Annotated in this window: 10 protein-coding genes; 4 read left to right on the top strand and 6 right to left on the bottom strand. The window is 65.1% G+C overall.

Annotated features, from left to right (window positions below):
* Positions 1–240: 240 nt before the first annotated feature.
* Positions 241–1,539: a carboxylate--amine ligase gene (locus AM590_RS04705; RefSeq protein WP_058826460.1), complete on the top strand. Its 1,299-nt coding sequence runs from the start codon at positions 241–243 to the stop codon at positions 1,537–1,539.
* Positions 1,540–1,569: 30 nt separating this feature from the next.
* Here the strand turns inward: AM590_RS04705 and AM590_RS04700 are convergent, their stop codons facing one another.
* From AM590_RS04700 to AM590_RS04685, 4 genes are all read right to left on the bottom strand, one after another.
* Positions 1,570–2,013, bottom strand: a complete 444-nt coding sequence (locus AM590_RS04700) for a hypothetical protein (protein ID WP_058826526.1) — start codon at positions 2,011–2,013, stop codon at positions 1,570–1,572.
* A 191-nt stretch (positions 2,014–2,204) separates the two neighbouring features.
* The gene (locus AM590_RS04695) at positions 2,205–2,636 is read right to left on the bottom strand and encodes a type II toxin-antitoxin system VapC family toxin (RefSeq protein ID WP_058826459.1); all 432 of its coding nucleotides are present in this window, start codon (positions 2,634–2,636) and stop codon (positions 2,205–2,207) included.
* Positions 2,633–2,908: a hypothetical protein gene (locus AM590_RS04690; protein WP_042666593.1), complete on the bottom strand. Its 276-nt coding sequence runs from the start codon at positions 2,906–2,908 to the stop codon at positions 2,633–2,635. The genes AM590_RS04695 and AM590_RS04690 overlap by 4 nt, the downstream gene beginning before the upstream one ends.
* A gap of 141 nt (positions 2,909–3,049) precedes the next feature.
* Positions 3,050–4,480, bottom strand: a complete 1,431-nt coding sequence (locus AM590_RS04685) for a twin-arginine translocation signal domain-containing protein (RefSeq protein WP_058826458.1) — start codon at positions 4,478–4,480, stop codon at positions 3,050–3,052.
* A 397-nt stretch (positions 4,481–4,877) separates the two neighbouring features.
* Between AM590_RS04685 and AM590_RS04680 the strand changes: the two genes are divergently transcribed.
* The 3 genes from AM590_RS04680 (at position 4,878) to AM590_RS04670 (ending at position 8,713) form a co-directional block, all read left to right on the top strand.
* Positions 4,878–6,134 (top strand): polysaccharide deacetylase family protein, encoded by a 1,257-nt coding sequence (locus AM590_RS04680; protein WP_058826525.1) that lies wholly within the window; start codon positions 4,878–4,880, stop codon positions 6,132–6,134.
* Positions 6,135–6,456: 322 nt separating this feature from the next.
* Entirely contained in the window at positions 6,457–7,593 is a 1,137-nt protein-coding gene (locus AM590_RS04675) for a glycosyltransferase family 2 protein (protein WP_058826457.1), read from the top strand.
* A gap of 136 nt (positions 7,594–7,729) precedes the next feature.
* Positions 7,730–8,713, top strand: a complete 984-nt coding sequence (locus AM590_RS04670; protein WP_058826456.1) for a DUF1616 domain-containing protein — start codon at positions 7,730–7,732, stop codon at positions 8,711–8,713.
* A 177-nt stretch (positions 8,714–8,890) separates the two neighbouring features.
* On the opposite strand, the gene AM590_RS04665 is transcribed toward AM590_RS04670, so the two are convergent.
* On the bottom strand, positions 8,891–11,611 hold the full coding sequence (locus tag AM590_RS04665; RefSeq protein WP_058826455.1) for a hypothetical protein: 2,721 nt from the start codon (positions 11,609–11,611) through the stop codon (positions 8,891–8,893).
* Positions 11,612–12,066: 455 nt separating this feature from the next.
* Positions 12,067–13,587, bottom strand: a complete 1,521-nt coding sequence (locus tag AM590_RS04660) for a lipopolysaccharide biosynthesis protein (protein WP_058826454.1) — start codon at positions 13,585–13,587, stop codon at positions 12,067–12,069.
* Between the last annotated feature and the right edge of the window lie 312 nt (positions 13,588–13,899).

The following is a 13,899-nucleotide window of genomic DNA, read 5'->3' as shown; positions in this document are numbered from 1 at the left end:
GGATAACCACCGCCGAACCGTCGGTTTGCTCGACTCTCACGAATCGAATCCGGTCGGGCGCGTTCGAATCCACAGTTCGGCCGCCGCCGCGACGCACCCCCGACGGCGCAGTCTGACCCCGTCGCGGACGGCCGCCCGCGCTCCGACCGCCGAGTCGAGCGGTCAGAACTGACTCCCGTCACCGACCCTGAATCCGTTAGCCGACCCATACTAATTCCGTCACCGCGCGACGGTTCAGGCATGTCCAAACGCGCGAACGCCCGGGAATCGGTACTCGTTCCATCGGGCAACTACACCTGCGTCCGGTCACTCGGCGAGCGAGGAATCCACACCGTGATGGCCTCAGAACACGACGACACGCCGGCTGCCTCGTCCCGGTTCTGCGACGAACTCGTCCGCATTCCCGCCCCGAAAGACGACCTCGTCGCCTACAAGGACGCCCTCGTCGGCATCGCCGCCCGCCCGGACGTGAAGACCATCATCCCGACGCGGCCGGAAGACGGCTACATCTTCTCGAAGTACCTCGACGAGTTCGAGCAGTACGTCGACCTCGTCGTCCCCGACTTCGAGACGCTCCGCCGGGTCCACGACCGAAAGCTCCTCTACGAGGCCGCCGTCGAGGCCGGCGTCCCCATGCCGCGGACCCGCCTGTTCAGCGAGGTCGAGGCGTTCGATGAGCCCTCGATTATCAAGCCGCGGTACAACGTCGTCGCCGGCGAGTACGTCGACAGCTACGACCCCCACGAGTACGACATCGTCAAGAGCGTCCGCCACGTCCGCCCCGGCGACCGCCCGGACCCCGACGAGATATACGCCGAGATGAAACACGACCCCATCGTGCAGGACTACGTCCCGACCGAGGACAAGTACATGTTCGCGGCGCTGTACGACCACGGCGAGCCACTCGCGACGTTCCAACACCTCCAGATTCGCGGAAACTCCTACACCGGCGGCGGCGGCGTCTACCGGACCTCGGTGTACGACCCCGAACTCGAATCCGTCGCGCGAACGCTCCTCGGACACATCAACTGGCACGGCCTCGCGTGCATCGAGTACCTCAAAGACGCCGAGACTGGCGAGTTCAAACTCATCGAAATCAACCCCCGGATGTGGCAGTCGCTCCCCTCGACCGTCCGCGCCGGGGCCGACTTCCCGTACTACTACTGGCTGCAGGCGACCGGGCAGAAACACCGTATCGAACCGGGGTACGAACTCGGCGTCGGCACCCACTACCTCTGGGGCGAACTCGGCTACGTGATGAGCGTCCGCCGCGACGACTCGCCGCTCGTCGAGCGCCCGTCGTTCGTCAAGACCGTCTGGGAGGTCGCGTCGTCCATCTACCGCGAGCCGAGATTCGACCTCGCGCGCCTCGACGACCCGGTCCCCTTCGCCCGCTACGTGCACCACGCGCTGTTCAACCGCGGCGACGACGAAGGCGCGGAGGAATCGACCGCCGACCGCGACGGTGGCGGTGACGAATCGGAAGAGCCGAGGACCGGTATCACGCTGACGCCGGGACTCAACTTCAGGGGTCGCTGAGCGGACCGCTCTTTTTTCGGTCGGCGCTCGTCAGGAGCACGCCTTCGCACGCTCGTGATACCACCCGCCGAACGCGCCGAGTGGAACGACCAACCAGCCGGCGACGATAACGGCGAAAACCACGCTCACAGGCAGCGTGACGGCGATGAAGACCGCTGCCTCTCGGAGGACCATCTCACCGCGGGCGAGGTTCGAGACGCCGACGAGGAGAGCGGGGGCGAACGCGCCGGTAACGAGGCTCCCAAACGCAGTCAACCCGCCGAAAACAGCGCCGTACCACTGACGGTCTTCGTTGGCTCGCAGCCGTCGCCAGAGCAGCGTGCCCACGATAAACGAGGTCGGTATCGCTACCGGGACGGCCACCAGTCCGAGACCGAAGACGAACCCGAGTGTCCCGTTCATCGCGCCGACGAGAGTCAGCAGCCCCGCAGCACCGAACCAGAGGGTGATTGCCAACAACCCGGTTGCAGCCATCGCTATCCCGCCGCCGACGTCGTTTCGCCCGGCGTACGGGAGCCGTCCGGGACCGTACCGATAACAGAGCCGAACCATAGGTCGAACTGCGGCGCACATCCCGATAAATGTTATTGAGAACACACTTGGAAGTTTACAGTGGGACCGAGCCGGAGTTTCTCTGTCGGCGCTCGCCGTGGCGCTGTTGAAACCTAGCGGTACCCCGGTTCGATGCGGTCGACGAGTCCATCGAAATCCGTGTCAAAACTCAACACGGCGTCGATGCCACGCGACTCACACAGAGAGACGATGGTCGCGTCGGTGAAGCTGAGGTCGTGGTCCTCGTATCGACGGAGCGTCTCCAGCGACGCCCGGACGTCGTCCGGTTCGACGTGAAGCAACTCAAACACGTTCGGGAACGGTTCCTCGCCGAGAATGCGACTGGCGACGGTGTCCGCCGCCTCGAACGAACCCGTTCGGGCGCGCGTGAGCGTTACCGTCTCGTCGAGAACGTAGTCGTTCGTGTACGGCTGTCCGAACTCCCCGTCGAACAGTTCGTCGAACGCGCTGACGGCTTGGTCGTGCCGGCCGGCATCCGTATCGTGGTGCGCAAAGAACACGCCGGTGTCGACGAAGACGCTCATCCGTACAGCACGTCGTCGATATCTTCTTCGGTCGTCGTGACGCCGGACGAGACCATCCCGTCGTGGAACTGCTCGCGCTCGGACTCCGAAAGCGGAACACGCTTCTCGCGGAACGAGTCGATGAGATCAGCCTTGGACTCGACGGCGTTCTCGACGAGCCGCGCCAAGACTTCCTGCTGCGTCACTCGCTTCCCGGTCTTCAGCCGAATCTCGGCCTGTAGCCGTTCGAGACGGGATTTCGTGTCGTCGTCCATCTTCACCGACGTGGCCATGTTCGCTGGTAGAACATACTACTGGGTAAGGGTTGCTACTGTTTTGACCGGCGCGATACGGACCGGTCCGCATGCGATATCCAGCGCGGTCACGACAAGCTGACGGCGACTGAGGACTCCGGCAATGCCTTCACCGACCGCTCACTCGTCGCGGAACGCGCAGGTCGCGGTGTAGGTCACGTTATCGAGCAGGAGTTCGACGCCGCGGGTCCGGGTCGGCGGACCGCTGACGTTGATGCTGGTGGACTCGACGGCGCAGTTCGACGCGCGGTTGACGAGCACGCCGCCGACTCGGCCGTTCGGCAGGTAGATACAGCTATCGACGATGCGGGAGCCGTTTCGGTTCTCGTCGACGACGACCGCAGAGCCGTAGGGCTGACTCTCGCACGCCCCCGAGATGGTGACGTTGTCGAGGACCATCCCCCACGGCTCCCGCGCGATGTCGGTGTCAACGGGTCCCGCGTAGATGGTCTGGACGCCCGTGTCGTTGACGATGCGACAGTTGCGCATCGTGAACCCGCCGTGGCTTCCGTAGGTCGGAGCGGTGATGACGCCCGGTGAGGACGGACTCGACCGGAAGATGAAGTCGCAGTCCTCGATGAGAACCCCCGTGTAGCCGTGGCCCGTCGAGTCGATGCGGAGGCCCTCGGGGCTGTCGAGTCTGTCCCCCTCACGGGCGTGCTCGTTGAGATTGTCGGCATCGACGATGACGGTCGCGCCCTTGATCCACGAAGTCTTGGTCGGGTGGTCGCCCGCGGAGATGCGCATGTTGGTGTTGTCGTTGTTCTTGAACAGGCCGCCCTCGACGCGGAGGACGCCACGGGTGTGGGTCGCGCGGAACGACGACGACCCGCGCTGTTCGATGTGGCAGTCTATCATCCTGATCTCGCCGACCGACCGTTCGGTGATGCGAATCCCGGCGACGCCGTTCGGGTAGCCGGGGAGCGCCGCGCCCTCACGCATGTAGACGCGGCGGATGACGTTGACGCCCTCTACCGAAGTGCAGTCGAAGAGGAGCAGTTGGTCGCGCGCGTGGCTGTCCGTGGGGGTGCGGCCGAGCCACTCGACGTCCTCGATGAGTGCGCCGTCGTCGTTGGCGAGCCAGATGTCGGCGCTCGTGGTGTCGTCGTCGGTCTGCTGGATGGAGAAGTTCTTCAGGACGTGGTGGTCCCCGCTCGTGATTCGGAGCATCCGGAACCGCTCTCCGGGGTCCGCCGGCGGGAAGACGAACTGCACGTCCTTGTGGGAGTCGCCGAGGCCGACGAGTTGGAAGTTCGAGACGCCGCGGTCCCAGTCGTGCTCGCGGGTGATGAGGTAGTCGCCCGGCGGGAACTCGACGGCCGTGTCGTCGCCGTACGCCCCGTCGAGGATGTCGTCGACCGGCTCCTGGCCCGTCGGGTCCATCCCGAGGTCCTCGACCGCGTGGAAGACGGTGAGGTCCGGTTCGGGTGTGGGCGTCTCCTCGGTCGTCGGCGTCTCGGTCGGCGTCTCCTCGTCCGGCATGTTACAGCCGGCGAGCGCGGCACCGACGCCGACCGCACCGAGCGTCTTCAGGTAGGTTCGACGCTTCACCGGCGGGGGACCTCCGTGCGTTCGGGGCGTCCCCGGTGACTGTCCAGCGTCCGTCGAGCGTCGGAATCGAATCGTCTCGAAGGGCGAAACGAGAGTTGGAGAGAGAGGGACCGACGTCGGTTGCACATGTTTCCCGTCAGTTGGACCGGGAAGGTCATTGGTAAACGGTGTGTAACCGCGGGGTGCGGGGCGAAAGCCGCGAAATCGAGGCGGGTCGGCGGCGGCGAAATTGGGTGAGAGACTGTTCGAAACGACGAGTCAAAATCGGAGACATTCGTGGTTCCCGACGCCGTCAGTCCGTGCCTACGGAAATTACGAGTCGCATTACTATCCACTCGTGGCGACAGTTGTCTGCATGAATCTGTCACGGCGTTCGTATCTCGGACTGAGCGCCGCCATGCTCAGCGGCTGCGTCGCGAGGGGCGGTGAATCGGCCGGAACTCCCGAGGCGACCGCGACGAGCGAGCCACCGGTCCCGACTCCGCGGTTCAGGTACGACGACCCGAGCGTCGACGCGGGGGGCGACCCGCTGGCGGTCGCGTTCAACAGCCGAGAGCGGTTCAGAGACGTCGGATGGCTCGTCGACGACTTCGAGGACGAGCGCCTCTGGGGGACGTTCGCGGGACGGTACGCCGTCGAGGAGGAGGTCGTCTACTCCGGGTCGCAGTCGCTCCGCCTCGAAGCGGCGCCGGACGACGAGCGGGTATGGATTTACCGGACGTTCGAGGACGGTATCGACCTCTCCGAGGCGGACCTCTCGCTGGCAGTCAACCTCGAAACGCCCGACACCGAGGGCATCACGGTTCGCCTCGCCGCGCCCGACTACGACAACACGCTGCTTCTCGGTCGGCACATCTGGAAGGCCGGCTGGCAGCGCCTCGACCTCGGACCGCAGCGCGTCACGGGGTCGCCGGACCTGACGAACGTCACCGAGATAAGCATCCAGCTGTACACCGGCGGCGGCACGACGGCGCGCTTCTACGTCGACTCGCTCCGGGCCAAACCGCGGGCCGGCGCGGGGTCGGTGATGATAACGTTCGACGACAACACCCGGAGCCAGTACGACACGGCGTATCCGATACTGGAGTCTCACGGCTTCCCCGGCGTCGTCGGCGTCATCCCGTGGACCGTCGGGTCGAGCCACCGCATCCCACGGTCGGGGATGGACGAGATGGTCGAATCCGGCTGGGACATGGTGAGCCACCCCCAGCAGTCGGACTCGTTCCGCGTCCTCTCGCCGGCCGACCAGCGCGCGAGCATCAGGGAGTCGAAGGCGTGGCTCGTCGAAAACGGGTTCGAACGCGGGGCCGACTTCATCATCTGGCCGTACGGCCGGTACAACGAGTCGGCGCTCGATGCCGCGAGCGACTACCACTACCTCGGGTTCGTGACCGTCGGGGGGCCGACCGGTGCGATATCAGACCCGCAAATCGTCGGCCGGACCGACGGCGACGACGTGCAGAAGGCGAAGAAGGCGCTCGACTTCGCCGCCCAGTACAACCAGCTCGCGGTGCTCATGTACCACGACGTGACGGGGAAGGGGCGCTCCGTCAGCCCGGCGGCGTTCGCCGAGACGATGGACTACGTCGACGAACTCGGGCTGGACGTGGTCACCGCGTCGAGCTACTGGGACTCGATCCGAAACTCCATCTGACGCGGCGATTCGCCCGGCACGCCGGACCGAGTACGGCGACATGCTGTTTTTCAAGACAGTCTCGATGAACGTGATACGGATTCGATTAGTCGCGGTTTCGTGAACGTTAGACAGCCGTTCTAACCGTCCTAAACGGCTGAAATTCGGCTTTGCATACGTGTTGCTGACGACTAACAAAGACCCGAACGGCCCAATCACCGGGTCGAAGTATCGATGTTCCTACGCACTCTCCAATTCGATTCGCCGCCGCGGGGCGACACGCCCGACGACGGCGGACCGGTCGACGCGCCGCGTTCAACACAGGGGTCGCACGCGAGGGGCGATGTACCGCGGTAACGCCGTCGGCGTCGTCGTACCCGCGTACAACGAGGCGCGGTTCGTCGGCGGCGTCGTCGACACCCTCCCCGCGTTCGTCGACCGCGCGTATGTTGTCGACGACCGCTCGACCGACGGGACGTGGGAGGAGATTCGGCGGCACGCGGCGCGCGCGAACGAGCGAGCGGCCGAACCGGTCGTCGCCGCGGCCGACGGTGGCGCGTCGCTCGACGGACGCGTCGTCCCGATTCGACACCCAGTCAACCGCGGGCGCGGCGCGGCCGTCAAGACCGGCTACGAACGCGCTCTCGCCGACGGGATGGACATCGTCGTCGTGATGGACGGCGACGGACAGATGGACCCGGACATCATGCCCGCCATCATCGACCCCGTCGTCGACGGAGACGCCGACTACGCCGTCGGCGACCGACTCGCCGCGCGCGACACCCGCCGGGGAATGCCGCCGTGGCGGCTGTTCGGCAATCTCCTGTTGTCCGGGCTAACGCGCATCGCCAGCGGCTACTGGCACATCCGCGACCCGCAGAACGGCTACACGGCCATCTCGGCGGAGGCGCTCTCGGAGCTGGATTTCGACCGGCTGTACGACCAGTACGGCTTCCTGAACGACCTGCTCGTGAACCTGAACGTTGCGGAAAAGCGCGTCGCGACCGTGCCGATGCGCGCGCGTTACGGCGACGAAGAAAGCGGCATCAGGTACTCGACGTTCATCCCCGGGCTGTCGTTCCTCCTGCTCAGGGACTTCCTCTGGCGGCTCCGCGTTCGGTACCTCGACGGCGGCGTTCACCCGGTGGCGGTCCTCTACGCGCTCGGCGTCGTGAGCGTCCTCGCCGGCGTGCTCCGACTGGTCGGCGGGGTCGCGTCGAAGGACCGACCGGGTCGGCAGTCTCTCACCGGAGTCCTCGTCGGCCTCGGGTCACTCGGCGGCGCGATGGTCCTCGACAGCCGCGAGAACAAACGGTTGCGAGTCGCGGCGGAGCCGTCCACGTCGTTCGAGCGGGGGGGCGCGTCGAACGGGGCACAGCCGTCGTCCCGCGTCGACGGTGCCGACGAGAGCGACGAGAGAAACGAAAAAGAGCCCGACAGAGTCGCTGACGGCCGCGAGATAGCAGGAGGAGGGAGTTAGTCACCTCGTACCGCCGAAAGCCGTGGGGTAAGGCGCTCAATAACAACAGCCTAGTCGCGTCATCTAGCCGGTAATGGGGTCTACATCACACAGCAAAGAACGATTAAATCGGGCACTCGGTGAGCTCTCTCTAGACGTGCCCTTCGCGCTGCTCGTCGTCGTTTCGAGTAGCCTCGTCGCGGTCCTCGATGTCGTTCCGACCGTACAGGCCCTCGTCGGACTCCCGATTCTCCTGTTTCTTCCCGGTTACGCGCTGCTGCTCGCACTGTTTCCCGCCGGGTCGTCGGGCAACCCGGCCGAGGGACCGTCGTTCGGCCGGTTCGAGTGGCAGCCGGACCTCAGCCTCACGGAGCGATTTGCGCTCGCTTTCGGGATGAGCGTCGCGCTCTTGCCGGTCGTCGGACTGGCGCTCCTCTGGGCTGGCGTCGGACTGAACGCCGCGCCCGTCCTCCTCGCGCTGTCGGCGATCATCGTCGTCGGCCTCGCCGTCGGCGAGGCACGGCGGCGTCGGCTCCCCGAGGGAGAGCGCTTCCACGTCCCGATTCGGCGCTGGTACGCCGACGTGGTCCGGTCGTTCGACCAGTCTTCGCGGGTCGATTCGCTCCTGAACGTCGCGCTCGCGTTCGCCATCCTCTTGGCCGTCGCGAGCCTGAGCTACGCGCTCGTCGCACCGGGGACGGGCGAGTCGTATTCGAGCCTGTCGCTTCTCACGCAGGACGCCGGCGGCGAGTTCGTCGCCGCCGACTACCCCGAGGAACTGACGGTGGGTGAGCAGACCGAACTGTTCGTCTCCGTCGCGAACGCCGAGGGGGAGGCGACGAGATACACGCTCGTGGCCGAACTCCAGCGCGTCGAGCGGACGAACGGCGAGACGACGGTCGTCGAGCGACAGGTGCTCGGGTCGCGGACGGAGACCGTCGCGGACGGCGAGACGTGGCGGACCCGCCACACGTTCGCCCCGGCGCTGACCGGCGAAGACCTCCGGCTCACCTACTTCCTGTACGAGGGCGACGCGCCGGCGGAGCCGAGCACCGACACGGCGTACCGCTCGGCGTACGTCTGGCTCACCGTGACCGATGAACCGACCGGCGGCGCTGACGCCGGCGACGACGCGGCGTAACTCGCGCCCGCGCGGCCGTCGATCCGTCCTGAACGTGGCCGCCGCTCGGCTGTCGGGTGGAAAACGAAAAAGCCGAGTCGAAATGCGAACGTGGGTGCCTCTGTCGTCTGCGGCGTCACCGCGGCGGGCGGGCGCGCGGCGCGCCGTCTACTGTTCTGCTGTTCCGTCGTCCCGGTCTCAGCCGTCGTTGTCTTCGAAGGTCAGCGCCGCGTCGCCGGTCAGGTTCATCTTCGTGATGTCACCCGAGAACCGGAAGGCGTCGACGTTGTCCGTAACGGAGCCTTTCACCTTGCCGTTGGTGACGCTGTCGTCGCTCTCGGTCGGCCCGACGAGCGGATCGTTCAGGATTTCGCCCGAGACCATGAAGTCGTACGTCGTCTCCGTGCCGTCGCCCTCGACGACGAGGGTGTTCGGCAGGGAGAACACGGCAGGGTCGACCCGCGTGCCGTTGACGTAGACCTCGGCCTCGCCCTGGAGGAACGACAGCGACGTAATCGTGCCCGTGAAGCTGTACGTGTCTTCGGCCCCCTCGGTGGTGACCCAACCCGTCGCGGAGCTTTCGGACACGTCGTCCCACTCTTCGATGGTGTCGCCCGAGGCTTCGAGCGTGCCGCTGACGCTGACTTCGTACTGCGTCTCGACGCCGGTGCCGACGAGGCGCAGTTCGTTCTGGCTGTCGGTGGAGTCGTCGGTCGTCGAGTCGTCCGTGCTCGAATCGGTCGAGTCGTCCGTCGTCGCGTCCGTGACCGTGCTCTCTGTCACCTGCTCGCCGTCGACGTAAATCTCGGCCTCGCCTTCGACGAAGCCGAAGGAGGTGACGCTTCCCGCGAAGTTGAACGTGTCCTCGACGCCCTCGGTCGTAATCCAGCCGCTGGCGGAGGTGCCGTCGATGGTGTCCCACGACTCGATAGTGTCGCCTGAGGCTTCGAGCGCGTCGCTGACGGTGAACTCGTACTGGGTCTGGGTACCCGTGCCGACGAGGCGAAGTTCGTGCGAGAGGTCGCTCGTCGAATCCGTCGTGGAATCGTCCGTCGAGTCCGTCGTGGAATCGTCCGTCGAGGTGTCCGTCGTGGCGTCAGTGACTGTACTCTCGGTTACCTGCTCGCCGTTGACGTAAATCTCACACTCGCCTTCGAGGAACGAGAACGAGTCGATGTCGCCGGAGAACGTGTAGGTGTCCTCGACGCCTTCGGTCGTAATCCAGCCGGTCGCGGTGCCGCCGGAGATGTCGTCCCATTCCTCGATGGTGTCGCCCGACGCCTGCAGCGAGTCCGTCACGGTGAACTCGTACTGGGTCGTCGTGCCCGTGCCGACGAGGCGAATCTCGTTCGGGAGGGGTTCGGTCGTGGAATCCGTCGTCGAATCGTCGGTCGTCGAATCTGTCGAGTCGTCCGTGGTCGACGAGTCGTCACTAGTGCTCCCGTCGGCGCTCGGGAGCGGACAGGAGTCGCTGCTCGTGATGTTGCTCGTGTCCACGTCGGCCCCGCTGAACACCGTCGCCTGCCCGGAGACGTTGATGTTCGAGTCCAGAATCTCACAGTTCGTGGCATCGTTGACGAGGACGCCGTCCACGTCGCCGTTCGGGAAGTGGATACAGCTGTTCTGAACGGTCGAACCGTTGCGGTCGTTGTCGATGCAGACCGCCGCGCCGGCGGGCTGAGACCGCGTGCTGCCCGTGATGGAGACGTTTTCGAGGTTCACGCCCCACGGCTTGTCCGCGGTGTCGGTGTCGACGGAGTCGGCGTGAATCGTCTGGACCGACGTGTCGTTCTGGATGCGGCAGTTGCGCAGGGTGAAGCCGCCGTGGCCGGCCCACGTCGGCGACGAGACGATGCCGCGCGAGGTGGGACAGGACTTGAAGATGAAGTCACAGTCCTCGATGAGGACGCCGGCATAGCCGTTGCCGGTAGAGTCGATGCGGAGGCCCTCGGGACTGTCGAGGCTGTCGCCGTCGCGGGCGTGCTCGTTGAGGTTGTCCGCGTCCATGATGACTGTCGCGCCCTTGATCCACGAGGTCTTGGAGGGGTGGTCGCCCGCGGAGATGCGCATGTTGGTGTTGTCGTTGTTCTTGAACAGGCCGCCCTCGACGCGGAGGACGCCACGGGTGTGGGTCGCGCGGAACGACGACGACCCGCGCTGTTCGATGTGGCAGTCGACGAGGCGAATCTCGCCGACTGAACCGCCCTGTACACGGATACCCGCGACGCCGTCGGGGTAGCCCGGAAGCTCGGCACCCTCACGCATGTAGACGCGGCGGGCGACGTTGACGCCGTCGACGGAGGAACAGTCGTACGCGAGGAGCTGGCGGCGAGCGTTGTTGTCGGTGGGGGTGCGGCCGAGCCACTCGACGTCCTCGATGAGGCCGCCGTCGTCGTTTATCATCCAGATGTCCGCCGTGGTAGTGTCGTCGTCGGTCTGCTGGATGGAGAAGTTCTTCAGGACGTGGTGGTCCCCGCTCGTGATTTCGAGGAACCGGTACTTCTCACCGTTGTTGCCCGACGGGAAGACGAACTGCACGTCCTTGTGGGAGCTGCCGGTGCCGACCATCCCGAAGCGGGAGACGTCGTCGTTCCAGTACTGCGTCTCGGTGGCGAGATACTCACCCGGAGGGAATTCGATGAGCGTCCCGCTTTCGTACGCGGAATCGAGTTGGTTGTCTATCGGTTCGTTTCCGTTGGGGTCCATTCCAAGGTCGTCCACCGCGTTGACGACGCGGTCCCATTGGATACCGAAGCGCTCCTCTGGTCCAGACGCAGCCGACGCGACGCCGGCAGAGAGGGCAGTCGATGCGGCCATCGCACCGAGTTTGAGGTAGTTCCGCCTGTTGAGTTGCGATTCGAGGATGGAGTCTGAATCCGCCGCAGATTCGTCGTCATCTCCATCGGTTAGTCGTGCCATACCCGAGGAAAGCCCTCGTTAAGGTGATAATCATTATTGCGAGGTATAATCTAGTTAGCTACGATTACATGCGGGTTTGCTTCGGATGGAGGCCAGTTAGTTACCAGTTGCATTCCAGAGACACACCTTATATTCTCTCAAGAAAATATCAACTAAATATGTATATGTCGCCATATTGGCGGTCGAAAACGACCACTTAATCGATACTATACGAGCCAAATCGACATGCGGTGTCGAATCAAAATCAGTCCGTGAAACGTCTCTGCTCGCCAGATAATCAATCTATGAACTGGTAATTACGCTCCCACCGAACCTTGCGAGGGCGTTCGTTTCACCACACCCACATTTTCTGACGGTGTTTTGATAGGTTTGATTCACGTCGAAGGTTCAGCTAGCAATGAGAGTCAGTCGAATCGACCACTCAGCGGGCCCGTCGAGTCGGCCGAACGCCGACCTCACTTGGACATCACGGAGACGAGTTCCCGGAGGTTCTGTTTGACCCGCCAGTCGAAGAGCGTCATGAGCGACGCGGCGCTGACGGCGTAGGCGACGACGCCGATAGCGACGAGGACCGCGAACTCGACGAGCGGCGACCCGACGCGGTTCTGCGCCGCGAGGACCGCCAGCGCCATCGCGCCGCTGGCAGCGACGGGGTACGAGAGCTCTCGGAGGAACCGGCGGTAAGTCGTGCCGAGCGTTCGTTTCATTTCGCGCGCGTAGAGCGGGACCATCGGGAACGCGAGGATACCCGTGACCGCGAGGGCGGTCCCTTCGATGCCGTAGGCGCTCGTCGCGGGGACGATGGCTATCGCGAGCAGGGCGACCCTGAGGAAGCCGAGTTTGGTCTGGACATCGGGGCGGCCGACGGCGCGCCAGACGGGGTTGAACGTCGCGAAGAGCGTCCGAAAGAGCCCGTAGGCGACGAGAATCTGCATGGCGAGCACCATCGGGAGCCAGTCTTCGCCGAGGAACGCGCCGACGAAGGCGGGCGCGACGAGGTAGATGCCGACCGACATGGGCAAGGCGACGAACGCCGTGAGCCGGAAGGTGCTGAAGAACGCCTCGCGGAGGGCGCGTTGGTCCTCCTGGAGCTTCGAGTAGGTCGAGAACATCACGCTGGAGACGACGACGGCGATTTCGGTCGCCGGCGCGTTGGAGATGCGGTAGGCGAGTTGGTAGTAACCGAGCGAGGTCGCCGTCAGGAGCCAGCCAACGACCGCGTCGTCGCCCTGTCCGTAGAGGAACTCGACGATGGACGACCCCGTGACCCACTTCCCGTATCCGATGAGTTCGGCTGCATACGCCCGGTTCAGCGCGGGGCGCGGGCGGTACGGGTGCAGGAAGTAGGTCACGACCGAGCGGACGCTTGCGTCGGCGAGGTAGCCGAAGATGAGCGCCCAGACCGTCGGGCTGACCGCGGCGTAGCCGAGCGCGACGACGACGTAGGCCGTCGTCCCGCTGACCCGGTAGGCGAACTCCTTGTGGAACGCGAGGTCCTTCTTGAAGTAGACCATCGCGGGGTTCCGCAGCGCGAGGAAAATCGGGACCAGCGCGATGGCGCGGATGAGGTCCCGCGCGGCGGGCTCGCCGAACAGCGAGGCGAGCGACGGGGCCGCGAAGTAGAGAACCGAACTCATCAGCAGGCCGCGGAGGAGTTCGAGCGTGAACGTCGTGTTCAGGTACTCGTCCACGTCGTCGTCGACGCGCTGGATGAGCGCGGCGTCGATACCGAGGTTCGTCAGGCTCAGAAGCGCCGAGATCGTGAGAAGCGCGATACCCATCAGCCCGATAGCCTCGGGGCCGAGCAACCGCGCGAGGACGATGAACATGACGACCTTCAGCACCCGGTCGAGGACGTTCATCGCCGACACCCACATCCCGCTTTTCACCGTCCGCTCTGCGAGGTCGCTGTCGTCGTCGCCGGGAACGAACCGGCGGCGAATCGTCCGGACGACCGAGCGAATCTTATCTCTCATCGAACGCACCTCGCGGGTCGTCGCTTCGGCGGAGACCCGGCGTATTCACGAACGGTAACACTCGGATACACATCGGCTCAGGAGGCGATTAATTATTGACTCGCTACTGGATTCCGCGGGGCCGCGGTTCCCGTAGTCGCGCGGATTAGGCGCTGTTTGACGAGGCAGAGCGACCTGCCGAGCGCCGTGGTGTCCGAACCCGTGCGGCGGGGCAGGGACCATCGGCCCACAGGCCGCCGGTCGGAAGAGAACAGCGGCGGCACCGGCGGTAGCGGTTCTAGCATCGGCGTGAAAATCGGACCCCGCGTCCCT

Source organism: Haloferax sp. Q22 (genome assembly GCF_001482285.1).
In the GTDB taxonomy this organism is placed as follows: domain Archaea; phylum Halobacteriota; class Halobacteria; order Halobacteriales; family Haloferacaceae; genus Haloferax.
The sequence above is the reverse complement of the archived record's forward strand: the minus strand, read 5'-3'. Positions and strand labels throughout refer to the sequence as shown.